This window comes from Rhodanobacter sp. UC4443_H10, from assembly GCF_052978325.1.
Map to the genome: position 1 here is coordinate 2,043,550 of NZ_CM129668.1, position 25,492 is coordinate 2,069,041.

Genomic DNA, 25,492 nt, shown 5'->3' on the forward strand with positions numbered 1-25,492 from the left:
ACCTCAATTGCGCAGCGGCACCCGCGCGCGGTGGTCCGCGTCGGCGTTGCGGCCGAGCACGTCGGCACGTTGCAGGGCCCGCCGCGCATGGCGCTCCTCGCCCAGTTGCCGATAGACCCGGGCCAGCCCGAGGTAGAAACGCGGGTCGCCGTGGTACAGCCGGATGGCGCGCCGGTAGTGCTGCACGGCGCCGGCGTAGTCGCCCCGTTTTTCGTCGTCCATGGCCAGCAGGAACTGGAAGTACGGGTCCTTCTGCTGCACCTTTTCCAGTCGCTGCTGGAAGCGGGCGCGGCGCGCCTCGTCGCCCTGGCTGCGATACAGCGTGACCAGGTTGAACAGCGCGCCTGCATGCGTCGGGTCCAGCGCCAGCGCCTGCAGATAATTGCGCTCGGCGCCGCGCAGGTCGCCCAGGCGCAGCCGCAACACGCCGGCATTGGCCCGACCGCTGGCATAGCGCGGCGCCAGCTGCAGCGTCATCGCCATGTAGGGGGCGGCGACCTTCGGGTCATCGTCGGCCAGCAATTCGGCGGCGCGGTTGTTGTAGTAGAGCGCCAGCAGGCGCTGGTCGGGAATCGGCTCGGGCTGGTGCCGCGCCAGCACCTCGTCGCGGGCCACGTCGACGGTGTAGCGCATGCGGCCGATCGCGACTTGCGCGTTGACGTGGTTGAAGCGGTAGACCACGTTGTCCTGCACGCGCCAGGCCACGACGTCGTCGATCTCCTGCGCGCGGGCCTCCAGCCCGGCCTCGCGCGCCAGCGCCACGGTGAGCAGGGTGAAGGTGAGGCAGTTGGCCTGGCGCAGCCGGTACGCCTGCGCCACCGTCAAGGTGGCGTCGGCGGCGTAGGTCATGCCCAGGCCGGAAGGATCGAACAGGAACGCCACCAGGCGCTGCAGCCGCTGCCGCTCCGACCCGCCACCGCCGGTGACCTGCTGCTGCAGTTGCGCGCGCAAGGCCGGCGGAATCGCCATGACCTGTTCGGGAGGCGGCATCGGCTCCGGCGGCGGCATGGCCGGGGCGGGCGCGGTGGCCACCGACCACGCCAGGATCGCCGCATGCATCCAGGCCACCATGCCGGAACCCTCCACGCACAAGGCGGGAACGTTTGACGCGGTCAGTCTAGACCTTTTCGCACGCACCGAACGGCGCGGTGAATCAGGCCTTGCGCAGCAGCCGGTACGCGGCGGTCTCCAGTGCGCTCACCCCTTCGGCGGCGAAGCCCGGCTGCTCGGCCAGGATGTCGCGGCGCTCCAGCAACTCCACCACCCAGTCGCGGCCGTAACGCTCGCGCACCTCGGCCTCGGACACGGCAAACGGCGGGCCCTGCTTTTCGTGCGGCGGATAGTCGAGCGTGATCAGCAGGCCGCGGCAGCCGACGGGCAGCCTTGCATGCAGTTCGTCCACGTAGCGACGGCGCAGCTCCGGCGGCAGCGCGATCAGCGCGGCGCGGTCGTACACCGCCGAGCAATCGGCGAGGAGGTCGGCGTCGAGCCCGAACACGTCGCCGCAGATCAGCTCGATGTTGCCGGCCACGTGGCGACGGCCACAGGCCGAGGCGGACACCTGCGGCGTCAGTTCGTGTTCGGCGAAGAACTGCTCCACCGCCAGCGGCGACAGCTCCACGCCCAGCACGCGATGCCCCTGCGCGGCCAGCCAGACCATGTCCAGCGACTTGCCGGCCAGCGGCACCAGCACGCGGGTGTCCGGCGCCAGTGCCAGCGCCGACCAGTGCGCGAGCAGCAACGGCGTGGGTCGATCCTGATGAAAGCCGGTGCGACCCTCGCGCCAGCGCCGATGCCAGAAGTCGGGTTCCATGGCTTGCCTCCGGTGAACATGCCTCGCACGGTAGCAGGGTGTGCGTGACGCTTCAGCCGTGCCGGACCAGCCAGCGCAGATAGCCCAGATACAGCACGGTGGCCACCAGCGGCAGCGCATGCCAGGCGTATGCACCGGCGCCGCCACCGCACACTTGCAAGCCCAGCACGATGAGCGCGCTGCACAGGCAGGCACCGGGCAGCACGAAGATCGACAGGTTCAGCACCCGCAACTGGCGCGGGCGCAGCGACCGCCCGCTGGCCATGCCGCCGCCGGAAAATGCCACCAGCATGAACAGCAGATACGCCAGCAGCAGCTGGCCGAACACTCCCAGCAAGGTCCATCCCCACGACATGCCGTTTCCCCCTTGCGCGCCACGCCGGCGAAGTATCGCAGGCCTTCCCCGACAGGTGCTGGAGACCGGAAACCGGCGGCAGCAATCGAGCAACTGAAAGATTGCATATCAGGCGCGGCGCGTGCATCATGCAACCTCAAGGTTGCCATTGAGGATGACCCATGAGTTCGTCGACCGATCGCATCGAACAACACATCCTGCTCCGTGCACCGCTCGAACGGGTGTGGCACGCATTGACCGACGCCCGCGCATTCGGCGCCTGGTTCGGCATGGCGCTGGACGGCCCCTTCGTCGCCGGGCAGCCGATCACCGGCACGATCGAGCCCACCCAGGTCGACGCCGACGTCGCAAAGTTGCAGGCGCCGCATGCCGGCACGCCGTTCACGCTGTACGTGGAGCGCATCGAACCGATGCGCGTGTTCGCCTGGCGCTGGCACCCCTACGCGATCGAGGCGGGGATGGACTACGACAAGGAGCCGACCACCCTGGTCACCTTCGAACTCGAAGCGTTGGCCGAGGGCATCATGCTGCGGCTCACCGAGTCCGGCTTCGACCGGTTGCCGGCCGCGCGCCGCGACGCCGCACTGCGCGCCAACGCCGGTGGCTGGGCCATGCAGATGGGCAATATCGAGAAATATGTCGCCGCGCACTGAACGCTCCCGGCGCAAGGCCGCCGCGTTGTCCGCCAGCGCGCCGGTGTTCGCCGCGCTGGGCGATGCCACCCGGCTGCGGCTGGTCGTCGCGCTGTGTGCCGGCGGCGCGCTGTCGATTGCGCAGCTCACCGCGGGTACCACCATCACCCGCCAGGCCGTCACCAAGCATTTGCAGGTGCTTGCCGATGCCGGCCTGGTGCAGGACCTGCGCCAGGGCCGCGAGCGGCTATGGGAGTTCACGCCGGCGCGGCTGGACGAGGCGCGCCAGGCGCTGGACGCGATCAGCGCGCAGTGGGGCGCGGCGCTGGCGCGGCTGCAGCGTTTCGTCGAATCGTGATGGCGAGCGCGGGCTGCCGAGGTGCCGCGGTGGATGCAACGGCGGCGTGATGCGCCGAAGCCCGGGCGCCTATGGCGCGCGGCAGCTCGACGGCAGGTAGGCGGCCTTGAGCGTGGTGCGGTTGGTGCCGATGGCCGACATGCCCTCCGGTGCCGGCGATTCGCCGCAGGCCCAGGCAATCGGGCTGTGCGGGCTGCCCTTCACCACCAGCGGCCGCAGGCTCAGCACCTGGCCTTGCAGGGCGCTGTTGATGTTCCTGTCGCGGAAACGGATGTTGATCACGCCGTCGTCGACGGTCACCGCGCCCACGTAATGGCCGATGATCGACCCCGCCGACGGCACGCCGCTGGCGCGGTTGTCCGCGGGGAAGTGACCGAACTGGCGGTAGTAGTCGACGATCTTCGGCTGCACGAACGAGCCCAGCGAGAACGCCTCGGTGGTCTGCGCGCGAATGACGTAGCTCTGGTACGCCGGGATCGCGATCGCCGCGAGGATGCCGATGATGGCCACGACGATCATCAGTTCGATAAGCGTGAATCCGCGTTTGCGTGTCATCCTCAATGTACTCCCACCATGCTGGCGACCGAAAAAATCGGGATGTAAAGCACCGTGACCATGACGCCGATCAGGATGTAGAACAGCACGCGCGAGGCCAGGATCAGGCGGTCGCGCGACGATTCGAGTTGGGCCTGGGCGGTGGTCCAGTGCAGGCGGCGCTGCCATTCCAGTTCCACGCCGAACGTGCCCAGGCGCTCGGCCTGCGCGAGCTTTTCGCCCAGTTCGCCGGCGACCGGCGTCCCCGCTGGCCAGCCGGCCACCCGCAGGGCCGGCTCCAGCACCGCCGCATCCGTCACCCCTGCCGCCTTGAGCGCAGCGGCAAACTCCAGGCAGCGCAGCACCTGGTAGGCGGCCGCGCCCTTGCCATCCAGCCAGCCGGCACGGGCGCGCCCCAGCGGTTGCAGCTGCGCCATGCGACGACGCATGCGCAGCCATCGCGTCGCCAGCAGCACCAGCACGATGGCCATCACCAGCAGCGGCGCGAACAGGCGGATGGCGCCGTTCGCGGCGATCCAGTCGGCGGCGCCGTGCACGCCCAGCGTGCGGTCGAGGTGACTGAAGGCCGGCAGCACGTAGGTCGCGTAGATGAGCGCGATCACCAGCGCCAGGCCCAGCAGGAACAGCACGTACGAAAGAAAGGTGCGCACCGGCCGCCACCAGTCCAGCGCGAACAGCCGCGCCTCGGCCAGCGAGTGGATGAACGCGGCTTGCACGCCGGCCGCGCTGCCGCCAAGTTCCTTCGCTGCCGCAGCCAGGCGCGGGCCCATGCCGGCATCGGCGAAGCGGGCCGGGCCGTCCGCCGCATCGCCGCCGCCGAGCAGCGCCACGGCATCTGCGCCCAGCACCTCGCGCAACCGCGCATGCGCCGCCGGCTCGTCCAGGCCGCTGGCGAGCAGATGCGCGTACTGGCGCGTCACGAAATCGCGGGAGTCATCCAGCTTCAAGGCATCCATTCGCAATCACCGGCAAGAGGGCGGGAGGTAGTCCACGGGGAGGGTGGTCCGGTTCGCGGCCGTGGCCTCGACCGTTCCGGACACTGGCGTGGCGTAACCGCACAGGAAGGAAACCGTCGGCTCCTCGGCCGACCCCATCAGCTCGGGGCGGAACGACAGCCGCCCCCGCACACCGCCTGTCGCCACCGCGCCGCTGCGGTCGCCGGCCGGCAGCGACTGGCCCAGCACTACCTGCGCCGTGATGACGCCACCCTCCGCCAGTGAGAGGTTCTCGACGTGCGACCCCGCGCGCGCGTCGCCGAGGATGTTCGGGTCGCCCGCCGAGGGCCATCGACCATGTTCGGCGCGATAGACCCGGGCGTTGACTTGCGGGGCCCACGCCAGCGAGACCGCGTCCAGGGTCTGCGCCATGAGCATCACGCGGCTGCCGAAACCCGTGGCGACCGCCACCACGGCTGCCACGATCGCGCCAGCGGCAATGAGTTCCAGCGCGTCGGGCCCCCGCACTTCACGCGTGCGGCCGATCGCTGTCCGATGCAGTCTTGCTCCCATCGTTCGAGCCTAGCACAGCGCCCTGCGGCGCCGGAACGACTGCCTGGCGGCCCTCCTGCGAAGTGCGCGGTGGAAAGTTGCCGCCGCCACGATCACGCGGGTGGCGGCCCCTCGACGCCATGACGCGGCGATGATCCATCGACGACCGGGCATTCACCCGCCCGGACACTGGCGCAGGACGTCCATCTGGCTCTGGAGCACTCCCATGTCCAAGGGCGACAAATCCTCGTACACCGCCAAGCAGAAGCGCGAAGCATCCCACATCGAGGAAAGCGAAAAGAAAAAGGGCAAGTCGGAGAAGACGGCCGAGCGCATCGCCTGGGCCACCGTGAACAAGCGCGATGGTGGCGGCAAGAAGAAGTCGTGAGGGCAGCGGCTATCGACCCCGGTTCCCCACGCATCTGCCGGCAACGCCCGAACCCCGCGCTCACCCCACCGGGCTGCCCCGCTATATTGCGTGGCAGGCACAACGGGGAACAGTCGATGTCCGATGGCGATGACGAAGACGCAGACGGCGGTGAGTTCGGCATGTCCGTCGGCGAGGACGGCGAGGTCACCTTCGTCGGTCGCCCGCCCTGGGGCACCAAGGCCGCGAAGATCCCGGTCAACTCGAAGGCAAGCCGGGGACCGGTGGAGGACCGCCGCCACATCCTGCACTGGGGCGAGCAACTGCGGCCGATCCTGGCCTCCGTCATGACGGCCATGTTCCAGCTGCACGGCCGCAGCGGGCAGGCGATCGAGAAGGCGCTGCGCGACCCGCTGAAGGGCCGGGTGCAGCGCATCGTCGGCACCGGCGCCCAGGCGATCGCCGAGCGGGTGGCGAAGGAGATCAACGGCGCGGTGATCAACCTGGTCGCCGACCGCGCCGACATCAACAAGGCCATCGAACATGTCCGCGCCCGCGTGCGAAACCTGACCCGCCGCCTGACCGACGACCCCGCGCTCACCGCCAAGGTGGCCAAGGCCATGCGCGAGCCGTTCCCCAACGACGCGATCATGGAGGTCTACCTGGACGAGGCGGCACAGGAACTGCTGGGCGGGACCAGCGACAGCACCGCGATCAAGTCGCAGGTGCAGGACATCGGCTTCCAGATCGTCGGCCTGGTGCAGTCCTGCCGCGCGCCGTGCGATTTCGTGATGATGCTGCACCACGTGGCCGATTCGGTCACCTTCGACCTGTCGCAGAAAGCGGAGCGCGAACAGACTCGCCGCACGCTGGAATGGCTGCGCCGGATGGAAGCCAACGTGCGCGAACCCGCCGACATCCGCTACGAAGCACTGCTGACGCTGCTGGACTGAGCGGCGCCCCCTCGCGGTACGGCGGCGAGGGAAACCGCGAAGCGGCCCCGCACTCAGGACGGCATCAACTGCCGGTTCAAGTCCGACGGCAAGGCCGCCGGCATTGTGCCGCCAGTGCGTCGCGCCCCACGTCGTGGTAGTCGGTGCGCCCGACCGCGTATTGAACAGAACAGAACAACAAGGTCAGGTTCATTCAACCTACGCGGAATAATGAACCTGACCCCTTATTTGGGAAATGGTTTTACCCGACGGCGGAGATCTGGTTTACCCCAATGAACCGTCCGCGAAATCCATCCCCAACCCCCACGTCTTCGCTGGAATTGTAGTTAAGGCCGTCCACCGCATAGGGAGGGGCATGGTGGTCCGGAAGAAAGACCACGGTCACCTCGACGGAGGGGATCAGCATCTGCGGCAACTGCGCCCCCATCTTGGTCGAACTGATGATCACGGAAACCGAGCCGGGATTCGGGTCATTCGCCGCAAGCTTGCAACCACACAGTCCCATGCTTTTCTCCGGTTGACGTTGTCAAACAAAGGGCGGGTAAACAAGCAAGAGGTCAAACAAGGCGCAGGTACGTTTACCACGTTCCAGTGCATGCACCTGCCCCCCTTCCCGGCTGCCGAGGCATTGAGAAATTCGGGCTGGAAGGTACGATCAGCTGGCCTTGCCGCCCAGCTGCGGTCTGTCAGAGGCCGTCCCTCGCCTCCGTCAGAAAGTGCGCGCTGACCGTTCCTGGTTCCGAGAGAATGATGAACCCGCCCCCTTTCCGCGGGTGGGAAGTCCGCTTTCAGTGCGGCAAGTTTACACTGACCCCTTTTTTGACGATGGCCGGCTTTACCCGCTCAGTCGTTGAGCAGATCCATCCCGCTCCGCGGCGCGTGGCCGCGGGCCGGGCGCCGACTGATCGACCGGAGGCACATGCGGGCCGCAAAGTGCCGAGCCGTTGAAGGTCGCGCCGCTGCAACAGTCGTAACGAAAAAACGGGGACGCGGCCCGGGGATGACGAGCTTAAGTAAGTCATTGGATCCTAACCATTCCTCCGTCCCATTTGGGTCCGCCCTGACCCGGGCTTCTCGGCCGGAACCAGTTATTTTGCAGCCGCTCCCCGCTTGCCCAGATACCAGTCGAACTTCATCGTGTCGTCCCAGTTCCTTCCCATCTTCACGAGGATGTCCTCGCGCTGGATCGGCAGCAGGAATCGCTTTGCGATCGCGTTGTCGATCGACGCGGCGGCGGCTTTCATGAAGCCGTCGCGATTGCCGTAGCGTTCCTCGATCGACAGTCTGGGATCGTGTGCGGCCAGGCGCTCGGCACGCGTATGGGCAAACGGGATGAAGGCGCCGTAGAGGCTGGAAATGAAGCCGAAACGCGCGAGTTCCGGCGACGTCCAGTTCCACGCGGTGTAAGTGCCGAGCGGCACCGAGGACATCGCGCCGCGCCAGCCACCCAGCTCGTTGCCGTCGGCATCGACGGCCGGCACCAGCAGCGGATACCTCGCACCCACATGCACCGGCTCGGCGATGATGCCTTCGCTCGCATAGGCGGGTCCCATGCGGATCTGCCACAGCGGCGGCGGACGGGTTGGCACACGGATGCCCGGAATCGCCGGGAACCGCAGCTCGGCCACGGGGACGAGCGTGGAGCCCAATACCGGTGCCATCGTCGGCGGCGGCGTCACGTTGTCGACCGCCCACAGCCGGAGATTCTCGAGCTGCGCATCCATGCCATCGGCCAGGTCGACGTTGGCATTGTAGGGATAGGCCGCCTCCCTGCCCTTCTCGGTGAACTGGCCCGAAAACCTCAGCGCGTGTGACACGCCGGCAAAGTAGTAGAGCCGGCTGTCCGCTCCCAGCGCGACCGGCTGCTTGCCGTCGGTGGTCGTCTGCAGCAGCGATGCATTGCGCGCCCAGTATCCGGAGCTGCTGAGGATGTACATGATCTTCGGCACGGTGTTGTCCCGCACCGCACGGTCCAGCAGGCCGGCGTGGCCCTTGCCGTCGATATCCGGCGTCGGCACATCGGCGAACGGATACAGGTCCACGGCGCGCAAGTTGCTCATCACCGAGTTGCCCGCCTCGCCAGGCAGCGCGTAGCGGTGATCGAAGGAGCCGCGACCCGAGCCGGCGGTGGTGATGAGCATGCCGTCGAACACGCGCTGGCCGTCCGGTCCGGTATTGAAGCCGTGGTAGACGAAGTCGCGCAGGAAGCGTCCGCCCTGCGAATAGCCGAACGCGAAGACCGCGACGGCGTCGCCGGGGCGATCGTTGATGGCGGAGGGAATGTTCTTCGCCTTCAGATGCACCGCGAAATCACGAAAGGCCGCCTCGCCCAGGCCCATCACCGCCGCATCCTCACCCTCGTAGACGAGGCTGAAATACGCATCCGCAGCCGCAGGTTTATCCAGCACGATGGCGCAGCGCGCGTCGTTCTTCTGTTCGACCGAAGCGGCCGCAAAATGCCACGACTTGCGTGGCACCACGGTGCCCGGATCGTCGAAGGTGTTCAGCAAACGAAGCACGGCCCTGGGCTGCTTGGCGTCGTGCGCGCAGTAAAAGCCGTTGTATGGCAAATCGAAGGTCCTGCGGTCCGGCGCCATTTCGTCGGCCGCGAAGGTGGCGCGCACCGCGCTGTGCACGCGCGCAACGGGAACTCGCAGGCCGAACTTGCCGGGCTCCATCCGGGCCTGCCAACCCACCCACGCCAGCGAATAGCCAAGCTTGAAGAAGGTCGGATCCGTCAGCTTCGTGACCTTGCCGGGCGACATCAGGTCAAGCCCGTCCTCGGTCTCGAAGAACATGCCGTCCATCTCCGTCCGCCCACGGTTCGCCACCTCGATCAACGTCGTGTGATTTCCACGGGCGGCATCGACAGGACGAATGATCACGAACGGACCGGAATACTCGACCAGGCCGCGCGCGTCGACCGGCGCAAAACGAATGTCGACCACATCGCGCGCCGAAGCGCTGCGCGGATCGATCGCATAGTGGACGGTGCCGCGCAGCACCTCATACGCACCCACCTTGCCGAAGGACTGGCCGCCCACCCAGGGCTGCCGGCTCGTGACCTCGACCGACGTGACCTCGGCGAGTGATGGCGAAGAGGCGAGAAAGCAGGCAAGCAGCAGAAAGTATTTGCGCATCGCGACACCTTGAGTGGGACGAAGGAGGTGGGCGAGGTTACGGCCTACCCCGCGTCGACCCGCGACGGGCGTCATGCCTGGACTCAACCTCGCTGCACGAGGCTGGGCACCTGAGAGGGGTTGGTCAATCGGGATGCGACGAAGCGATCGGAATGGCGGATCAAGCGGCGAATACGGCGATGAACGATTCCACGAATGGCGTCAGGAATACTCGCTCACTCGGCGGACTCTCGCCCATCGCCTACGCCATGACAACATCCCACACCTCTACTTCTGGATGACTCGGAAAAACGAGGACGCTTCATCGTGACGATCTGGCTCTCGGTGAACTTGCTCTTGCGCATCGGTGGTCTCCTTGGGGCTAGTTTGCCCGGAGATCTCTGGGTATGCCGGATCAAGATTGGGGGGAGTCGACAGTCCCGTTCATCCCACTACATGGCTGTTCACGACGATAGACATTCCACAGTGAGAATCACATCACACTTATGGTGCCGATTTTTGAGCTAATCCAGCCGTGCGCGTTCAAGAACTTTCGCCACATCCGCGCGCTGCCCAACGGGGGGCGTTCCCACTCCTTCTCAGGTGCCGAAAGATCCTTGCGCCATCCAAGGAGGGAAATCGCCATCCGCAGACAGGGAGTCCAGCCATGGATCCGATCCACTCCAAGAGCGTCCTTGTGTACAGGCAGGTCAAACGCGCCATGCGGTCAGGACGCTACGCACCCGGGGAGCGAATCGACCCGGCCAGGCTCGCCAGCGAGTTCAAGACCAGCGCCACACCAGTCCGCTTCGCCCTGTACCGATTGGTCGGCGAAGCCCTGATCGTCGATAACGCCCGCGATGGACTGCACGTTCCGCTGCTCAACGAAATCGCTTTGCGCGATCTCTATGACTGGATGGAACGGTTGTTATTGATGGCATGCGACATCGGCGAGGATCCGATACTCCAGGCGTCAAGGACACCGGAGTTTGCGACCGTCGACAGCGACCCGGTGAAACTCACCTGGCAGCTGTTCGACGCGATCGCCCGATCGACCGCCCACGGTGCCTTGCACCGCGCGGTTAAGCAGGCCAACGATCAGCTGGCGCCCATACGTCGAGCCAAACAGGGACTGCTCGACGATGCCCACGAAGAGCTTGCGCGGCTACATCAGCATTGGCTGGCTCGCGACATGCCGGCCCTGAGGGCCGCGCTGCACGACTATCACGATCGCCGCAGACAACTGGTGCCGCGTATCGTGGCCTTGCTGAGCGACCATAGCGGCTACGCCCACTAGCAGCTTGTTCGACCAGAAAAGGTTCGCGAAAAGCCCCACATGACGGGACGACCATGACGCTGCCGGAATAATTACCGGGTGACAGCACAATAATCATTTGAAAATCAAGATTTCCGCCTTCTACGCTGCTCACGTCATGGGACGGCCATGACGTGACCGAAGGAGACTGAGATGAAGACGAACGAAAACATGCATACCGACCTGCCGGAAGACGTCATCGTGCTCGGCGTCGCCAGCGTCGAAACCAAAGGGCCGGGAGGAATTAGCGAGGCGAACGGCCTCGGCGTCATTCCGGGCATTTCCGAAGAATGACCGCCAAGGGGCGCGCTCCTCAGCGCGCCCCTTCCACCTTGGAGTCGACGATGATCCAGCATTTGAATGCGAACGTATCGTTCTGCGAGCTTGATGGCCGACTGTTCTTCCTGGATATACAGAAAGACCGGTACTTCCAGCTTTCCAGAGCGCTCGAATGCAGCTTCCTCAGCCATCTGAAAGCTCCTGACGATGCGGTCGTAGGCATTGGCGCACCGATCAAACATAACCTGCTACCGCAAGCGACGATGGCATCGCACGGCGAGGCGATAACAGGCATTGCTTTCCCAAGCGAAAGTGCGCTTGAGGTTCCCTGTCCCCATAGCCGGGTTCCTCTCGATGTGGCACGAGATGTCTTTCTTGTCGTTGCCATGATGCGCTTGCAACTGAAAGTGCGACGCCTAAAGCCCATCCTCAAAGCCGTGAGCGACTACCGCAATCGCAGAACGTCGGCGCCTGTCGAAGACCAGTCCGAACTCCCACAACGCCTGTTGAAAGCTGCTACTAACTTCAACCGCGTTCGTCCCTACGTACCCGTCGAGATGTGCTGTCTGATCGACTCACTTTCGATGATTAGATTCCTCGCCAAGCAAGGTCTGCATGCCCACCTCGTCATGGGAGTCGCGTGCGATCCATTCTCCGCCCGGGTTCTACCCCGATTCTGCGGACACTTTCACTAAGCCCCATACTGGGCCAGAGGAGTGTCCATGTCCAAGCGCAAGCGTTACAGCCCTGAATACAAACGGGAGATCGTCGAACTGGTTCGGCGGTCGAAGTCGAGCTGCCGCCAGGTCGCCCTGGAGGTCGGCGTCAATCCGAACATGCTGACCCGGTGGGTGCGGGAGGCCGAGGCGGGAGGTGGCAAAGCTTTCCCCGGAGGCGGCACCCCGCGTGACGAGGAGCTCGCTCGGCTCAAGCGCGAACTGACGCGCGTGACCAAGGAACGGGATTTTTTAAAAGACGCGGCAGCGTACTTCGCGAAGCAATCACCGAACGGTACGCGGTGATTGAGCGCTGCCGCAGCGACTATCCCGTCGGGATGATGTGCCGCTGCCTTGAAGTTTCAACGAGTGGTTTCTACGCTTGGGTCGGGCGCAAGCCGGGCCCGCGTGCGCGGGCCAACGCGGGCCTGCTGGAGCGCATCCGGGAGATCCACGAGGACAGCAAGGGCGTCATCGGCGCCCCACGCATGCAAGAGGACCTGGTCGATGAGGGCATGCATGCCAGCGTCAATCGGGTGGCTCGACTGATGGCCCGCGCTGGCCTGCAGGGCTGGCCACGGCGAACCCGGCGCCGTTTTGGCGGCAAGCCGGGCGCCCGGCCCGTGGGGATCGAGAACCGGCTGGAACGTGACTTCCAAGCCTCCGAACCGGAGACGAAATGGGTAACCGACATCACCGAAGTCGCGACGCAGGAAGGCAAGTTGTACCTGTGCGTCGTGGTCGATCTGTACAGCAAGCTGGTGGTGGGCTGGTCGATGCATCACCGCCAGGATCGCCACATGGTGGTGCGGGCGGTGCAAATGGCGGTGTGGCAGCGGCAAGGCAGCTCGGAGGTCATCCTGCACTCCGATCGCGGTGGCCAGTTCATCAGCGGCACGTATCAGAAGTTCCTGGGCGGGAATGCCCTGGTGAGCAGCATGAGTGCGGTTGGCCACTGCGCCGACAACGCGGCGTGCGAGGGCTTCTTCGGGATGCTCAAACGAGAGCGGGTGCACCATCGCTGCTACCGGACTCGCGACGAGGCGCGGGCCGATCTGTTCGATTACCTTGAGCGGTTCCACAACCCGCGCATGCGTCGTAGAGTTGCCCGGCGCGACCGGGAGTTTTCAGCCTTAATCAAACCGTCCGTGGAAACGGGGTAGAACCCAAACAACGCGAAGCCAGACTTCATGTTCCCGGGCCGGAGCGAATACCACGATCCAAACTTTGCCGAAGGCATGCTCGCTATGCTCGGCGTAAAGACCACCTGCAAAGATCGCTGGCGTCAAGTTCTGTCGGAAGCCCAACGCATCCCGAACAAGCACCTGCTCACACTGGAGTCGGCCATCAGCGAGAACCAGACGGCAGAGATGACGGCCTGGCACCTCACGCTTGTGGTACCCAAACCATTGCAGGAGAGCTATACCGACGCCCAACGGAAGTGGCTATGGGGCGTCAACGAATTCGCCAAATTCATTGCTGCCAAACAGGCCGGCTGAAAGCAATGCCGACACGCGGCCGGCTCTGCTCTTCCACTCCTGAGAGTGGACCGGAAGGAAAGTAATCCACCCCACGCCGTGGAGAAAAATTTAAGGAACACCTTGAAAGGGCAGCAGCCAACCGCCGCACCGCGGTGACCAGACTCCACACGAGCCACAAAGCATGCACTGAGCCGCTCAGATTCCAGCGCTTTTCCGCTGCTACAGATGGCAGCAGATCACCGTAGCTAGTTCGTCAAGCGTAAATCTCCGAACTGCAGCCCGAATCATGGAAGTGATCTTGAATTCACGGTTACGAGGGGATTTCCGAGGACACGGGTTGACGCGCTACGCTATCGACATGTATCTACTGTGCGAATCCAATGCAAGAAGCTCTTTCCTGTGATTTCGCTGAACTCTCCACTAGCTGCCCGAAAGCACTTCGCCTCAATGGCAACGTCACCACATGCAGTATCGCCGCTGCGTTCTATCAGGGGCTGATCGACTGCGACGCCCCCAGCCGCACGGCGCCGCTCTCGGCCTTTCTTCAGGCTGAAGGCCCGAAACGCATACCCGCCTTCGTGTTCGAGCGGATATTCATTCGCAGAATGAAGTTGAATCACGAGGTAGCGGGCAACTGGTATGTCTGCAACGCACGCGATGCACGGGCACCATCCATCTGGTTCAAACTGGCGTCCTCCGTCCGCGATTGGAGTGCGCTCGATGACGATTTTTCACGATTGCTGATGTCACACAACATCCCGGCATGGAAGGCCTGGTTCGAGGGCACTCAGCTGCGGCTGTCAGAGGTCGGCAGCCAAGCAACGATCCTCAGCGCCGATCAGTTTCTCGACCGCAACCCCTGCCAAATGAACATCGAACGCGGCCGGGTCCGGAGCATGCTGACCACCGGGGAAATCCCAGAGAACGCGCTGCGCCTGCTCGTGGAAGCAGGGGACACCGCGATCGACGAACTGATCCGCTCTAGGATTTTCATCAACTGCTTCCTAGAACTGACAGGCGGGCGACCGTTCGACGTGGATGCCATCTGCCGCAGGAAAGATCAGATCTTTGCGGCCGAGTTCAAGCGCAAATACCCCTCAAGAGAAGGCTTCTTTGGTGTGGACCAGCACCTGATCAAGCTCCCCCAACTACTTGACGGCATCTGTCCTTTGTATCACTTCGTGCTGGAGGATCTGCGCGGAAAACGCGCAAAAGACGGTGACCCTACCACCGCTTTGACAGACGCGCACATCGGGGAATCCACCTTCCGATGGCACGTACTGCGGCTGAAGCCAAACTTCGAGCTAGCCTATACGGCGCACCTCGAAACGCGAGGCAGTGACAGCGGCCAGAGAGGCGGCGTACGCGAGCAGGCGGGCATCCCCGCAAGCGAGTTCATTCATCTTCCCCCGACCGGGGCTATTGATGTTTTTGGACTGTAGGGCTCTAGAAAATGAGCCCAACGGCATTGATTCAACGGTAATCGGCAGCTCGATCTAATACCGGGCTCAATGGAAGGCGCTGAAGTAGCTCAGACTACGTATCGCACCGCTACTCGAAGCGGAAAGGCCCCGAGCGAACAAAGATTGCCGCGAACCTCAGATGTAGCTAACGCCGTGTCTTTTTAAACAATATGCATATATTTCGGGAGCACCATCTGAGCCCCTAGCCACGCCAATCGAATAACTCGGATGGTATAACTTTGGCTGCGAATACATGACTTGCGAAGTTTCACCGACCGATAACGACGCGAGTCCCATGGCTAAAGAATGTGGCTTTGGCCCCAAAGCAACCATATCCAGGTCGCCGTCAGCATCGCTACCAATTTGCTTCAACCAGTCGAGAGCCGCAAACATATCCATCGCGTGAATACGATGAATTTCCAGCGGTATCGACGCCTGCGGCATCAACTGACGTATAAGCCGCCAGTTTCTCCTGAATGCTGGCGACCCAGGCGGGAAGGGAAACATGAAATGTAGATTCACCGCCTGCACCTGCTCAATGAGCTGATTTATGTCAAACGCAACATATCCAACCCCGACAACCAAAGATGCTCCTGTCCCCTCAGACACACGGGCAAATCCGGGGAGAGCTTCGATCGGGTTTGAATCTTGAGTGAGCACCCCCTCCGGATACGAACCGGCCCTCGTATAACAGACAATCAGATTCTTTAGTGAATCCTTCGCCAGAAGACGTTTGACAATAAAAAGAAATACTCGCTTAGGAAGCGTACTAATATCTAATATCACGGACTCAGCATCTGGCAACGCTTGAGAAAGAATCGAATTCCAAACGGCGGGCTGAGCTAAGAGGTCCTCTCGATAAAATGTACTCTTTGGGAAAAATTCCCTAAGTCGCCTTTCCTGCGTATCCGTTAGTCGCTCAACCTCATCTGTAAAGCGATTAACGGGATCATTTATGCGGAGGAAATGAGCGCTCTTCGGCACAACGCCACGCATCGCACACCATTCTGCGAGCGCCGAACTTCTTTCCTCGAACGAAGCACAAAAAAACAGTTCCCAAGCCCTCACCGACAGCTTCGGAAACAGCCAGTCAATAGTTCCCCACGGCCTCATTGGCGTCACGATGCCATCCCTAGAAAAGCTCTCGCTGGGCGTCTGACCCACCAGTTTTCTTCCTAGCAATCCTTACGATATCACCTTTTTTCTGAGACCCGTTATAAATATCCTCCAATTCATGTACTTTCGTGTAAATCGGCTCTTTCGTTCTAACAAATTGAATTCGAAAATATGGACAAAGTAACGGGTGCAAATACCACTTTCTTCGCGGCTTCTGGTCGCTAGATTTTGTGGTATGTTCCGACTCTATAAGATCACCGTGGTCCCTCGAATTTTTTATAAGCTCAATCATCCACCCACCCGCCTCGAACTCCGACAAGAGTAAAGAAAACCCATTGTGCCCTGGATTTGACAACGCCTTGTCTTCGCGTATCGAGCGAGAAAACCAAGTACCCAGGGCATTTATGAAATTTGCCCTCCGATCCCCGTCCAAACCCTCCCGCAATTTATCGAACCAGACCTTACTCGCCTCACCAATTCCGATTATCTGCGCATCCACAGGAATCCTAGGTAGACCCTGTAGCCCCCTTAGTTCAGCATCAGAGGTATTGCGCAACCAGGCCCCCCAGATGGCGCGGCAAACCGACATGAACGACAAGATGTTAAATCCGGCAAGATCAATAATGTGCTTTCGGCCGCTCCAGATCAGCGATTGAATAGCAGCTCCGGCCATCTGCACCAACGCTGCCTCCTTGCGCTCTTTTGCCCAATAAATCTTATCTTTTTTTAACCAAGGGTACCCTTGAACGAGAGCTCGGTTTCTATGAATCCCTTTTTTTTGCTGTATCTCTTGGCGCAACCACGCTTCACCCAACTTGGCTTGTAAAGGTCGCCCATCCAGCCACATCTTCTCTAATTCTTCTTTCCACCGATCATCCCAATCTTTACCAAAGGAAAGTCGAGGTGTCTCGCTCTTTGCAAATCGCAGCGCACGTGCATCAGCGCTCAAGGACTTACCGAATACGGTATCAAGCAATCCCTTACCTTCTGTGTGGGAAACCTGAAAACCACTTGCTTTAAGCCGCCGACCAAAAACGTCTTCGGCGAAATCATCAAATGGCGTGGATCCGATCTCAGGCCGCCGATAAATTTCGTCTAAATCTACGGTGACGTAGTCACGCATGTTTTCGAGCTTCGCTCCACTTCCCCATACTTCGATATCGTCGCTCCATGCGTAATGGCGAGTGCCTATACGATAGGAAACTCGTCCTTCACGTAGGGCAATAGCACGATTAATCACCTGTCGGAATATCTCACCATATCCAGAAGAGTGTTCGAGGGCATAAAGCTCTTCATGCTGATCTATCCGAAGAAAGAACAACGTGTTTTCGGGTGTAGTACCCGAATCCCTAAGCGCATCAGCAAGCGCCATCATTGGCTCACCAATACTAGTTTTCGACGACTCAACTTCTTTATCTAAACTATCACAATTGAAATTAAAATATCTCCTATATGCCTGCAACCTAGATGACAGCCTCCGCTGAATTTCATCAAGGTTCTGGCATCCATCTAGATAGCCAAACCATACCTCTGAATCAACTATTTTACTCACCAAGGCTTTTTTGGTTCTATCGTTCAAATTTATATGAATATTATTTTTCAGCCACCCGCTAGCGGACTGCTCGCGACCTAGCAACAGGATATTGTCTAGCATGTCCTTACAAAGCAGATAGTTTAGATAGTCGGCAAACGTAGTCGCTGCCCAGTTTCTCCGCCTATCTACTGGAACCTCGTCTAGTCTAGAAGCAACAATTCGAGCGTTATCTCTAATGAGATGGACGCCGCAAGCCATAAAAGGTTGACCATTCACCGGACCTGGGTAGCTGATATTGCTTTTCTCGTACGCGATACGAGTCGTTGTGCTCAGCAAATTAAGTAGCATGCTCTTGCCACTTCCCTGGGTGCCGCGTACAACCACATTGCTTGTTCCAAAAAGTTCAGCCGCATGTTTCACAATATGCGGACTAAACATATCTACGAACTCGGCGGGATTTAGGATCTCCGTGAGCCATAGGTCATGAAAAGGATTGTCGTGCCTCTGCATAGCTAGACCCGAGTACTTCTGGGGAAAGGGGGGCGCCATATTTCACCATCAAAATGAAAAATTGGCGGCGTATTATTTGGGCAGTTGCTGTATAGGACCACTAAGCTTCCCGTCCCTTGGTAACCAAACGCCTTCCCATTTAACTCTCCTTCTCGTTTTATCTTCCGATATCCATCTTTCATCGCCTCTCGCAATTTAGGGAATAGTTTTGGTTGACCATCAATGGCATCCCTCCCTACCAGACAATCTTCAGAGATAACCAGACCTGGATCATATCTAACATCCTGCAAATTTCCGCTTAAAACCGTTCGCTGCATTTTTTTATGGCCAGGCGCACAAATAATAAGTGGCACAGCCAAAATCGGCCCTTTAAAAACGCCTGCAGCGTATTCGATTGCTCTAGACAGCTGGTTTCCCGTCCCTGAAAAATCCTCGAGAATGATGAGATACTTTACGCCGTTATTTCTTACAAAATCGTCAATGCGGGAGCTGCTACCCAGTTCACGAAGACTATACCAATCAGGCCTTATCGATTTTCCCCTCATGTGAGACACATGTAGGAAACCATTGATGCGCAAACTATCGGTCGCTGGACATATCCAGCACTGTTCAATCGCCTCGTCTATACGTTTGCCCGCGTCCGGCGAAAATATGTCTATGCTATTGATGTCAATCAGCCAAGGCTTAATGATATTCTCCGCCGCATGACGGTAAAGCTCATCAAATTCAGCTTGCCCCGCAAAAAGTAGGTATTCCAATGATCGAAACGCGGCCCATTTATTATCGTCGTTATCGAAACAGTCAATCCACGACTCTACTCGCTTCAAAAATTTTCTAGAGACTCTATGTGAAACCATGCGTGTGGGCTCATATTGCCCATATAGCTGAATTGCCATAGTTTCATATAGGCCTCTTAGATACATGGCTTTGTTTCGGCGCTCGACATTTAACTCCCACTCGTCAATCTTTGAGGCCATCGTTAATCCATTCTTAAGCCAAGACTGACTGCACCAGCTTCGCGATAGCTTTACCCATCGGAGGGGGTACAGCGTTACCTATCATTTTGTATTGATCTTTCACCAAACCACGAAAAATGTAAGTGTCGGGAAAACCCTGAATCCTTGCTGCTTCTCGAACGGTGAAGCCTCGGTGCTGAGTGGGATGAAGAAAGTAACGAGGGTCGCCAAACTTTGTGTCAACAGTAAACGATTCACCGCCGATTTTCGGCCTTCGATACTTCCCATTAAATCCATGCTTGAGATCTACATTGCTTTTGATCATCTTAAGATAACCCTTATCTACGAGGCTATTGATGTCGCGCACAGCAGCCTTGCCCAGTGCCGCAACCAAGAGCCTGGTACTTACCGGATCCGCGTCGCCAAAATCACGAAGCCGGACACGCCGCCGTATCTGCATCACCTCAACTAGCAGTTGCTTTTCGCGGGCTGTCGTCTTGCCAAAAACTTCCGGGATATCCCAAGTGTGCACTGCGTTGGGGCCACCTCGCACATCACAAAGTTTTTGACCTTGTTCGATCTTCTGAGCAATCCGAAAGTCGTCAGAATCCTTCTGAAGTGCGGAGGGATGATGGTTACTAACACCACGGACACCGCTCAGCACCGAAGCAAGAGTTACCCGCTTGTCGGTTATTCCAATGGGCTCCGGATCACTCTTAGTTCGCCAAGCAAGCACGATAACGCGGCGGCGGGTTTGAGGGATTCCACAATCACGTGCATCGACCACTTGGGTAAGGGTTTTATAACCCGCTTTGTGAAGTTTTTTGCAAGCGTTTTCCCAGTAAGCACGATGCTCACCGGACAATAGCCCAAGCACGTTTTCAAGAACAATAACCCTTGGGCTCAAATCGATGGATGTTTTAATGGCGGCACTCAGTAGTTTGTTCCGTGGATCATCAACCTCCCGCTTTCCGGCTGTCGAAAATCCCTGGCAAGGTGAGCCCGCAATTACAACATCACATTTTTTTACGCTAATGGGTAATCGAGCGATTGATAAATCCAAAACTTCAGCATGCCCGCCTATATTCCTTTTGTAGTTTTCGACCGCCGAATCCCAATTGTCGTAGGCGGCCACGGGCTCAAACCCAGCTTGTACAAAGCCAAGGTCCATGCCGCCGCAACCGGCGAAGAGTGAAACAAACTGCGACTTAGCCATCGATATACTGCAACCTAGGTTACAAATTTTGGAAGAAAAAACTGATTACAAGGTTTTCGTTCAATCGCCCCATTCATTCGAGGTGGATTGGAGCGGGTCTCTCAAACGTTCGTCTAAGTGACTGTTTTTACAGTGGAACGTAAAGGGACAGTATGCCGGTTCCAGTCCCCTTGTTCAAAGAAGGCGTTACCGCTGATTTCAAGCCCATATCCGCCTGATATCAAAGCTAAAATTCCTTCAAACATGCACGGCCCAACCATCAGGGACACTTCCCCCATCCCATGCACCCGATAGCTTTGCTGGCGTCCAAGACCGCATGTAGGGGGTATGGGGGCGTCACCGCTCGTGGCGAACGAAATGGATCCGACCCACTTTCATACTGCTCAAAGAACAAGAGCGGCATCGCGGCCGCTCTTGTTTGATCATCATCAGTTGCCGCTAATCACCCGCACTTCGAATACCCACAATTCAAACAAGTCTGGCAGTTGTCCATCAGCACCAGCGCCTTGGTGTTGCACTTGTCGCACATCATCGAGCCGGCCGGAAAGGTCAGCGTCTCGGCGCCTGCCGACTCGGCGCTCACGCCCGCATCAGCGTTTTTTTTTGAGTCCATCGCCTCGTAGGCGGCGCGCTTTTCGGCGATCAGCTTGCGGGTCGCCTCGTCCATCTCCGGGTCGTGGATCAGCCCGATGTTCTTCATGTGCTGCTCCACCACCGAGCCGATCTCGGCGACGATGCTGGGCATGTAGACGCCGCCGGCCTTGAAGTAGCCGCCGCGGGGGTCGAACACGGCTTTCAGCTCTTCCACGATGAACGTCACGTCGCCGCCCTTGCGGAACACGGCGGAGAGGATGCGGGTGAGTGCCACGATCCACTGGAAGTGGTCCATGTTCTTCGAGTTGATGAAGATCTCGAAGGGGCGGCGCTGCTCGTACTTGGTGCCGGCGTTGAGCACGATGTCGTTGATGGTGACGTACAGGGCGTGCTCGAACAGCGGCGACTTGACCTTGAAGGTGGAGCCGACCAGGGTTTCCGGCCGCTCGACACTCTCGTGCATCTGGATCACTTCGGCCTGCTTGGGCGCGGCAGGGGTGGCCTGCTTTGCGCTGCCGGCCGCATCGGCAACCTTGTCCTCGGGCTTGACCACGTTGTAGCCGGTGATCTTCTTGTCGATCTTGATTGCCATGGGATTCGCTTCTTTGCTGGGGCGCGCCGCGATGGCGGCGACGTGTGACGTGAAAAACCCTCCGGCCCGGCGCATGACGCCGGGCCGGAGGAGGTACGGCTTACTTCTTCTTGCTGGCAGTGGACCTCTTGGCTGCCTTGGGGGCGGCCTTCTTCTTGCTGGCGGACTTCTTTGCCGCCGCCTTCTTCGGGGCCGCCTTGCGGGCGACCGACTTCTTGCCCGCCGCCTTGCGGGCGGGCTTGGCGCGCTTGACGGCGGCTTTCTTCACCGCCTTCTTCGCCACTTTCTTCGCGCTCTTGCGCACCGCCTTCTTCGCGGCGGCCTTCTTCACCGCTTTCCTTGCCGTCTTCTTGGCAGCAGCCTTCTTCGGAGCGGCCTTCCTGACTGCAGCCTTTTTCTTGGGAGTCGCTTTCTTTGCGGCGGCCTTCTTCTTCGGAGCTGCCTTCTTGGCCGCGGCCTTCTTCTTCGGAGCCGCCTTCTTCGCGGCAGCCTTCTTCTTCGGCGCAGCCTTCTTGGCCGCGGCCTTCTTCGGTGCCGCCTTCTTCACTGCGGCCTTGCGGCGTGCCGGTGCCTTCTTCGCCGGGGCCGCGGCGGGTGCGGCCGGCGCCACCTCGGGCAGCACGGGCAGCACGACGGCGGGCGCCTCGGCGGCCGCTGGGTTGTTGCTTGACTCAAGCTCGTTGTCGATGGACATAACTGGTGTTCCCCTCCGATGAATGTCAGTACGTGCCGTGGCCCTCGGGAAACTGCGCGCAGTTCAGAACTTGCCGTAGTAACCCTCCTTCAAGGCATCGAAGAGGTTGGCGGCCGAATGCATCTCGCCGTCGTATTCCACCTGCTCATTGCCTTTCAGTTCGACAACACTACCGTCCTCCAGCTCGAAGCGGTAGAGGGTGTTTTCAAGGTCCGATTCCTTGACCAGCACACCCTGGAAAGCGGCGGGGTTGAAGCGGAACGTGGTGCATCCCTTGAGCCCCTGCTTGTAGGCGTAGAAGTAGATGTCCTTGAAGTCTTCGTACGGGTAATCGGTGGGCACGTTGGCGGTCTTGGAGATCGACGAATCGATCCATTTCTGCGAGGCGGCCTGGATGTCCACGTGCTGCTTCGGGCCGATGTCGTCGGCGGAGACGAAGTAGTCGGGCAGCTTGTGCGCGGCATCGTCGGTGAACGGCCTGGCCTCGGCGTTGATCAGCGCGCGGTAGGCGAGCAGCTCGAAGCTGAGCACCTCGACCTTCTCCTTGGATTTCTTGCCTTCGCGGATCACGTTGCGCGAGTAGCTGTGCGCGAAGCTCGGCTCGATGCCGTTGCTGGCGTTGTTGGCCAGGCTGAGCGAGATGGTGCCGGTGGGGGCGATCGAGGTGTGGTGGGTGAAACGCGCGCCGGTCTCGGCCAGTTGCTCGACCAGCTCCGGCGCCACCGTGGCGATGCGCTGCATGTAGCGGCTGTATTTCGCGTGCAGCACGCGGCCGGGGATGGTGTCGCCGATCTTGTAGCCGTCGGCCGCCATTTCCGGGCGCTTGCGCAGCATGTCGCCGGTGACGGTGTAGTCGCGCAGCAGCACCGGCGCGGCGCCCTTCTCTTTCGCCAGCTCCAGCGCCACTTCCCAGCCGGCCAGCGCCATCTCGCGCGAGACGTCCTCGGTGAACGCCACCGCCTCGGCGCTGCCGTAACTCTGCTTGAGCATGGTCACGGTGGAGCCCAGGCCGAGGAAGCCCATGCCGTGGCGGCGCTTGCCCATGATCTCGTTGCGCTGCTGCTCCAGCGGCAGGCCGTTGATCTCGACCACGTTGTCGAGCATGCGGGTGAACACCTTGACCACCTCGCGGTATTCCTCCCAGTCGAAACGCGCCTTGGGCCCGAACGGGTCGCGCACGAACTTGGTCAGGTTGACCGAGCCGAGCAGGCACGAGCCGTAGGGCGGCAACGGCTGTTCGCCGCAGTTGTGCGCGTGCAGGCCGTTGCCGTCGAAGGTGTTGATGCCGGGTACCTGCACGTCGTAGACGTCCTCGACGCCATCGGCCTGCAGCGATTGCACGGTGGCGACAAAGCGCTCGCGGTTGAGGTGACGCTTGTAGCCCGACAAGGCGGCCTTCAGACGCGCGGCCTTGTCGCTGTCGGCAAAGCCGATCAATTCGGCGAAACGCGGCAGCGACTCGCCGGCAATCACCAGCTCGTGCTGGGCCCGGGTGGCATAGGCATGCCTGCCGCCATGACCATCGGGCAACAGGCTTTCACCTGCGACACGGCGGTCGCGATAGATCCGTGACGGCATGCCCAGGCGCAGCAGCATGCGCTGTACCGCTTCCAACCGCGGCAGGTCCGACTGCGCCAGGCGCACGGACACGCCCTTGGCCTGGCTGCCCTGCACCGAACCGTCGGCGTCGAAGAAGCCGCGCAGGAAGCCGCGATAGGCCTCGCTCGACGCCTGCTCCAGCGCCGGCGTGATCGCCTTGTCGCCCGGATTCATGCCGAACTCGAACGCAAGGTCACGCAGCGCGGCGGACTTCATGCGGAACTCGCCGCGGCCGGCCACTTCCGACCAGCCGGTGAAATCGGCACGGTGCGGCAGCGTCCGGGCGCAGCGCAGGGCTTCGGCCATCAGCGCACGGGTACCGCCATCCACCGAGCCGTTCATCACGGCGGCCTGCGGCCACACCGACAACACCGCGGCCTCGTGCTTGAGCGTGCCGTCACCGACCAGCAGGCCGAGCAGGTAGCCCTGCTCCCCGGTCAGCGCACCGGGCCACTGCGCGTTGGCGCGGTGATCGTTGAGCAGCACGCGGTCGCCAGGCTGCAGCGCGCCGGCGGCGCACCACTCGGTGTCCACGCTCCAGCGGGTCAGGCGCGACACGCGGCGCACGCGGTGGTCCTCGGTCAGGCGCAGGCGGTGGCCTTCCTCGGTCTGCAGCGCCAGCACCGGCTTGGTCGCGGTGCGGAAGAAACCCTCGGCGCCAGTGGCGTGATCGTTGCCGTCCACGCGGGCCATGAAGCCTCGACCGAGCAGGTCACTGACCTGGCGCGGGCCTTCGGCGGTCTGCACCCAAGTGTCGGCCGTGACGCAGGGGTTGGTCGCGCGGATGTGCTCGCACCACCAGTTGTTGTTCATCTCGTTGACCTTGTCGATCAGGATGAACCCGGGCTCGGCGTAGTCGTACGTCGAGACCATGATCATGTCCCACAGGTGCCGCGCGCGGATGTGGCTGTAGATCTTGCAGGCGACCAGGCCGTCTTCGCGGTCGACATAGTTCTCGTGGGTGGGCCATTCGCGCCAGACGACCTTGCTCGGGTCGTTGATGTCGATCTCGTCCTTTTCCTTGACGTGCACCGGGAACACCAGCGGCCAGTCCTGGTCGTGCTCGACCGCCTGCATGAAGCCGTCGGTGATCAGCAGGCTGAGGTTGAACTGGCGCAGGCGGCCATCCTCGCGCTTGGCGCGGATGAACTCCTTGGCGTCCGGGTGGCTGATGTCGAAGGTGCCCATCTGCGCGCCGCGACGGCCGCCGGCAGAGGAGACGGTGAAGCACATCTTGTCGTAGATGTCCATGAACGACAGCGGGCCGCTGGTGTACGCGCCGGCGCCGGAGACATAGGCGTTGCGCGGACGCAGGGTGCTGAACTCGTAGCCGATGCCGCAACCGGCCTTCAGGGTGAGGCCGGCCTCGTGCACCTTCTCCAGGATGTCGTCCATCGAATCGTGGATGGTGCCCGAAACGGTGCAGTTGATCGTGCTGGTGGCCGGCTTGTGCGCCAGCGCGCCGGCGTTGGAGGTGATGCGGCCGGCGGGGATGGCCCCGCGGCGCAGCGCCCACAGGAAACGCTCGTACCAGTGGCCGCGCAGCTCGTCGGTGGCTTCCACGTCGGACAGCGCGCGCGCCACGCGCTGGTAGGTCTCGTCGATGCTGCCGTCGACCGGCTCGCCGGTCTTGGTCTTCAGGCGATACTTCTTGTCCCAGATGTCCCACGAGGCGGGTTGCAGCGGGATGTCCACGGCAGCATCGCGGCCGGTGGCAGGGTGGTTGGCTGGCGCACGCATTGTGCTCATCGTTTTGCTGACCTCTCGGTGTGGCCTCGCGGCCCCCGT

24 protein-coding genes and 1 pseudogene are annotated in these 25,492 nt (G+C 61.2%); 10 read left to right on the plus strand and 15 right to left on the minus strand.

Annotation, left to right across the window (positions count from 1 at the left end; all coding sequences use genetic code 11):
• Nucleotides 1-3 precede the first annotated feature (3 nt).
• From ACVCMB_RS09500 to ACVCMB_RS09510, 3 genes are all read right to left on the minus strand, one after another.
• Nucleotides 4-1,071: a tetratricopeptide repeat protein gene (locus ACVCMB_RS09500; protein ID WP_395120210.1), complete on the minus strand. Its 1,068-nt coding sequence runs from the start codon at nucleotides 1,069-1,071 to the stop codon at nucleotides 4-6.
• 82 nt (nucleotides 1,072-1,153) lie between these two features.
• Nucleotides 1,154-1,813: a thiopurine S-methyltransferase gene (locus ACVCMB_RS09505; protein ID WP_447106779.1), complete on the minus strand. Its 660-nt coding sequence runs from the start codon at nucleotides 1,811-1,813 to the stop codon at nucleotides 1,154-1,156.
• Nucleotides 1,814-1,865: 52 nt separating this feature from the next.
• The gene (locus ACVCMB_RS09510; protein ID WP_447099677.1) at nucleotides 1,866-2,168 is read right to left on the minus strand and encodes a hypothetical protein; all 303 of its coding nucleotides are present in this window, start codon (nucleotides 2,166-2,168) and stop codon (nucleotides 1,866-1,868) included.
• A 161-nt stretch (nucleotides 2,169-2,329) separates the two neighbouring features.
• On the opposite strand from ACVCMB_RS09510, the gene ACVCMB_RS09515 reads away from it, so the two are divergent.
• Together ACVCMB_RS09515 and ACVCMB_RS09520 are read left to right on the plus strand one after the other, a co-directional pair.
• Complete coding sequence (locus tag ACVCMB_RS09515; protein WP_447106780.1) at nucleotides 2,330-2,821, plus strand: SRPBCC family protein; 492 nt, start codon at nucleotides 2,330-2,332, stop codon at nucleotides 2,819-2,821.
• On the plus strand, nucleotides 2,805-3,158 hold the full coding sequence (locus ACVCMB_RS09520) for an ArsR/SmtB family transcription factor (protein WP_395120214.1): 354 nt from the start codon (nucleotides 2,805-2,807) through the stop codon (nucleotides 3,156-3,158). Before ACVCMB_RS09515 ends, ACVCMB_RS09520 begins: the two co-directional genes overlap by 17 nt.
• Before the next feature lie 69 nt (nucleotides 3,159-3,227).
• Here ACVCMB_RS09520 and ACVCMB_RS09525 read toward each other — a convergent pair whose 3' ends face one another.
• The 3 genes from ACVCMB_RS09525 to ACVCMB_RS09535 are packed head-to-tail and all read right to left on the minus strand — an operon-like array spanning nucleotide 3,228 to nucleotide 5,221.
• A complete protein-coding gene (locus ACVCMB_RS09525; RefSeq protein ID WP_395120215.1) occupies nucleotides 3,228-3,713 on the minus strand; it encodes a pilin in 486 nt (161 codons plus the stop codon).
• A gap of 2 nt (nucleotides 3,714-3,715) precedes the next feature.
• Nucleotides 3,716-4,669 carry a hypothetical protein gene (locus ACVCMB_RS09530; protein WP_447106781.1) on the minus strand — a complete coding sequence of 318 codons (954 nt, stop codon included), beginning with the start codon at nucleotides 4,667-4,669 and terminating at the stop codon, nucleotides 3,716-3,718.
• Between the two features lie 6 nt (nucleotides 4,670-4,675).
• Nucleotides 4,676-5,221 carry a hypothetical protein gene (locus ACVCMB_RS09535; protein WP_447106782.1) on the minus strand — a complete coding sequence of 182 codons (546 nt, stop codon included), beginning with the start codon at nucleotides 5,219-5,221 and terminating at the stop codon, nucleotides 4,676-4,678.
• Nucleotides 5,222-5,426: 205 nt separating this feature from the next.
• On the opposite strand from ACVCMB_RS09535, the gene ACVCMB_RS09540 reads away from it, so the two are divergent.
• Together ACVCMB_RS09540 and ACVCMB_RS09545 are read left to right on the plus strand one after the other, a co-directional pair.
• Complete coding sequence (locus ACVCMB_RS09540; RefSeq protein WP_447098036.1) at nucleotides 5,427-5,588, plus strand: hypothetical protein; 162 nt, start codon at nucleotides 5,427-5,429, stop codon at nucleotides 5,586-5,588.
• Nucleotides 5,589-5,704: 116 nt separating this feature from the next.
• Nucleotides 5,705-6,520: a hypothetical protein gene (locus ACVCMB_RS09545; RefSeq protein WP_447106783.1), complete on the plus strand. Its 816-nt coding sequence runs from the start codon at nucleotides 5,705-5,707 to the stop codon at nucleotides 6,518-6,520.
• 241 nt (nucleotides 6,521-6,761) lie between these two features.
• On the opposite strand, the gene ACVCMB_RS09550 is transcribed toward ACVCMB_RS09545, so the two are convergent.
• Together ACVCMB_RS09550 and ACVCMB_RS09555 are read right to left on the minus strand one after the other, a co-directional pair.
• Nucleotides 6,762-7,025, minus strand: coding sequence for a hypothetical protein (locus tag ACVCMB_RS09550; RefSeq protein WP_447106784.1), 264 nt, complete (start codon nucleotides 7,023-7,025; stop codon nucleotides 6,762-6,764).
• 583 nt (nucleotides 7,026-7,608) lie between these two features.
• The gene (locus ACVCMB_RS09555) at nucleotides 7,609-9,660 is read right to left on the minus strand and encodes an alpha/beta hydrolase domain-containing protein (protein WP_447106785.1); all 2,052 of its coding nucleotides are present in this window, start codon (nucleotides 9,658-9,660) and stop codon (nucleotides 7,609-7,611) included.
• 646 nt (nucleotides 9,661-10,306) lie between these two features.
• On the opposite strand from ACVCMB_RS09555, the gene ACVCMB_RS09560 reads away from it, so the two are divergent.
• From ACVCMB_RS09560 to ACVCMB_RS09585, 6 genes and pseudogenes are all read left to right on the plus strand, one after another.
• The gene (locus ACVCMB_RS09560; protein ID WP_447106786.1) at nucleotides 10,307-10,936 is read left to right on the plus strand and encodes a GntR family transcriptional regulator; all 630 of its coding nucleotides are present in this window, start codon (nucleotides 10,307-10,309) and stop codon (nucleotides 10,934-10,936) included.
• Between the two features lie 171 nt (nucleotides 10,937-11,107).
• Complete coding sequence (locus tag ACVCMB_RS09565) at nucleotides 11,108-11,248, plus strand: benenodin family lasso peptide (RefSeq protein WP_447106787.1); 141 nt, start codon at nucleotides 11,108-11,110, stop codon at nucleotides 11,246-11,248.
• Between the two features lie 50 nt (nucleotides 11,249-11,298).
• On the plus strand, nucleotides 11,299-11,928 hold the full coding sequence (locus ACVCMB_RS09570) for a lasso peptide biosynthesis B2 protein (protein ID WP_447106788.1): 630 nt from the start codon (nucleotides 11,299-11,301) through the stop codon (nucleotides 11,926-11,928).
• A gap of 27 nt (nucleotides 11,929-11,955) precedes the next feature.
• A protein-coding gene (locus ACVCMB_RS09575) for an IS3 family transposase (RefSeq protein ID WP_447105647.1) occupies nucleotides 11,956-13,112 on the plus strand; the annotation gives its coding sequence in 2 pieces (ribosomal slippage) (nucleotides 11,956-12,205 and nucleotides 12,205-13,112; 1,158 coding nt in all).
• Nucleotides 13,113-13,130: 18 nt separating this feature from the next.
• Nucleotides 13,131-13,448 (plus strand): annotated as a pseudogene (locus tag ACVCMB_RS09580) (type II restriction endonuclease); the annotation flags it as partial.
• A 362-nt stretch (nucleotides 13,449-13,810) separates the two neighbouring features.
• Entirely contained in the window at nucleotides 13,811-14,872 is a 1,062-nt protein-coding gene (locus tag ACVCMB_RS09585; RefSeq protein WP_447106790.1) for a hypothetical protein, read from the plus strand.
• A 156-nt stretch (nucleotides 14,873-15,028) separates the two neighbouring features.
• On the opposite strand, the gene ACVCMB_RS09590 is transcribed toward ACVCMB_RS09585, so the two are convergent.
• The 7 genes from ACVCMB_RS09590 to ACVCMB_RS09620 all read right to left on the minus strand — a co-directional run bounded on the left by ACVCMB_RS09590 (nucleotide 15,029) and on the right by ACVCMB_RS09620 (nucleotide 25,453).
• The gene (locus ACVCMB_RS09590; RefSeq protein ID WP_447106791.1) at nucleotides 15,029-16,057 is read right to left on the minus strand and encodes a hypothetical protein; all 1,029 of its coding nucleotides are present in this window, start codon (nucleotides 16,055-16,057) and stop codon (nucleotides 15,029-15,031) included.
• Nucleotides 16,026-18,092, minus strand: coding sequence for an ORC-CDC6 family AAA ATPase (locus ACVCMB_RS09595; RefSeq protein ID WP_447110563.1), 2,067 nt, complete (start codon nucleotides 18,090-18,092; stop codon nucleotides 16,026-16,028). Before ACVCMB_RS09595 ends, ACVCMB_RS09590 begins: the two co-directional genes overlap by 32 nt.
• Nucleotides 18,056-19,030: a phosphoribosyltransferase-like protein gene (locus ACVCMB_RS09600; RefSeq protein ID WP_447106794.1), complete on the minus strand. Its 975-nt coding sequence runs from the start codon at nucleotides 19,028-19,030 to the stop codon at nucleotides 18,056-18,058. Before ACVCMB_RS09600 ends, ACVCMB_RS09595 begins: the two co-directional genes overlap by 37 nt.
• Before the next feature lie 13 nt (nucleotides 19,031-19,043).
• Nucleotides 19,044-20,225, minus strand: a complete 1,182-nt coding sequence (locus ACVCMB_RS09605) for a DNA cytosine methyltransferase (RefSeq protein WP_447106795.1) — start codon at nucleotides 20,223-20,225, stop codon at nucleotides 19,044-19,046.
• 442 nt (nucleotides 20,226-20,667) lie between these two features.
• The gene (locus ACVCMB_RS09610; protein WP_447106796.1) at nucleotides 20,668-21,411 is read right to left on the minus strand and encodes a TSCPD domain-containing protein; all 744 of its coding nucleotides are present in this window, start codon (nucleotides 21,409-21,411) and stop codon (nucleotides 20,668-20,670) included.
• Nucleotides 21,412-21,511: 100 nt separating this feature from the next.
• Nucleotides 21,512-22,105 (minus strand): hypothetical protein, encoded by a 594-nt coding sequence (locus ACVCMB_RS09615; RefSeq protein WP_210772175.1) that lies wholly within the window; start codon nucleotides 22,103-22,105, stop codon nucleotides 21,512-21,514.
• A gap of 63 nt (nucleotides 22,106-22,168) precedes the next feature.
• Entirely contained in the window at nucleotides 22,169-25,453 is a 3,285-nt protein-coding gene (locus ACVCMB_RS09620; RefSeq protein WP_447106797.1) for an LAGLIDADG family homing endonuclease, read from the minus strand.
• Between the last annotated feature and the right edge of the window lie 39 nt (nucleotides 25,454-25,492).

Bases quoted from the DNA above. Each gene is read 5' to 3' on its own strand.
- ACVCMB_RS09620 (WP_447106797.1), bottom strand. From the start codon at position 25,453: ATGAGCACAATGCGTGCGCCAGCCAACCACCCTGCCACCGGCCGCGAT.
- ACVCMB_RS09515 (WP_447106780.1), top strand. From the start codon at position 2,330: ATGAGTTCGTCGACCGATCGCATCGAACAACACATCCTGCTCCGTGCA.
- ACVCMB_RS09500 (WP_395120210.1), bottom strand. From the start codon at position 1,071: ATGGTGGCCTGGATGCATGCGGCGATCCTGGCGTGGTCGGTGGCCACC.
- ACVCMB_RS09520 (WP_395120214.1), top strand. From the start codon at position 2,805: ATGTCGCCGCGCACTGAACGCTCCCGGCGCAAGGCCGCCGCGTTGTCC.
- ACVCMB_RS09570 (WP_447106788.1), top strand. From the start codon at position 11,299: ATGATCCAGCATTTGAATGCGAACGTATCGTTCTGCGAGCTTGATGGC.
- ACVCMB_RS09555 (WP_447106785.1), bottom strand. From the start codon at position 9,660: ATGCGCAAATACTTTCTGCTGCTTGCCTGCTTTCTCGCCTCTTCGCCA.
- ACVCMB_RS09610 (WP_447106796.1), bottom strand. From the start codon at position 21,411: ATGGCAATCAAGATCGACAAGAAGATCACCGGCTACAACGTGGTCAAG.
- ACVCMB_RS09605 (WP_447106795.1), bottom strand. From the start codon at position 20,225: ATGGCTAAGTCGCAGTTTGTTTCACTCTTCGCCGGTTGCGGCGGCATG.
- ACVCMB_RS09565 (WP_447106787.1), top strand. From the start codon at position 11,108: ATGAAGACGAACGAAAACATGCATACCGACCTGCCGGAAGACGTCATC.
- ACVCMB_RS09545 (WP_447106783.1), top strand. From the start codon at position 5,705: ATGTCCGATGGCGATGACGAAGACGCAGACGGCGGTGAGTTCGGCATG.
- ACVCMB_RS09535 (WP_447106782.1), bottom strand. From the start codon at position 5,221: ATGGGAGCAAGACTGCATCGGACAGCGATCGGCCGCACGCGTGAAGTG.
- ACVCMB_RS09505 (WP_447106779.1), bottom strand. From the start codon at position 1,813: ATGGAACCCGACTTCTGGCATCGGCGCTGGCGCGAGGGTCGCACCGGC.
- ACVCMB_RS09615 (WP_210772175.1), bottom strand. From the start codon at position 22,105: ATGTCCATCGACAACGAGCTTGAGTCAAGCAACAACCCAGCGGCCGCC.
- ACVCMB_RS09550 (WP_447106784.1), bottom strand. From the start codon at position 7,025: ATGGGACTGTGTGGTTGCAAGCTTGCGGCGAATGACCCGAATCCCGGC.
- ACVCMB_RS09595 (WP_447110563.1), bottom strand. From the start codon at position 18,092: ATGGCGCCCCCCTTTCCCCAGAAGTACTCGGGTCTAGCTATGCAGAGG.
- ACVCMB_RS09510 (WP_447099677.1), bottom strand. From the start codon at position 2,168: ATGTCGTGGGGATGGACCTTGCTGGGAGTGTTCGGCCAGCTGCTGCTG.
- ACVCMB_RS09560 (WP_447106786.1), top strand. From the start codon at position 10,307: ATGGATCCGATCCACTCCAAGAGCGTCCTTGTGTACAGGCAGGTCAAA.
- ACVCMB_RS09530 (WP_447106781.1), bottom strand. From the start codon at position 4,669: ATGGATGCCTTGAAGCTGGATGACTCCCGCGATTTCGTGACGCGCCAG.
- ACVCMB_RS09525 (WP_395120215.1), bottom strand. From the start codon at position 3,713: ATGACACGCAAACGCGGATTCACGCTTATCGAACTGATGATCGTCGTG.
- ACVCMB_RS09585 (WP_447106790.1), top strand. From the start codon at position 13,811: ATGCAAGAAGCTCTTTCCTGTGATTTCGCTGAACTCTCCACTAGCTGC.
- ACVCMB_RS09600 (WP_447106794.1), bottom strand. From the start codon at position 19,030: ATGGCCTCAAAGATTGACGAGTGGGAGTTAAATGTCGAGCGCCGAAAC.
- ACVCMB_RS09540 (WP_447098036.1), top strand. From the start codon at position 5,427: ATGTCCAAGGGCGACAAATCCTCGTACACCGCCAAGCAGAAGCGCGAA.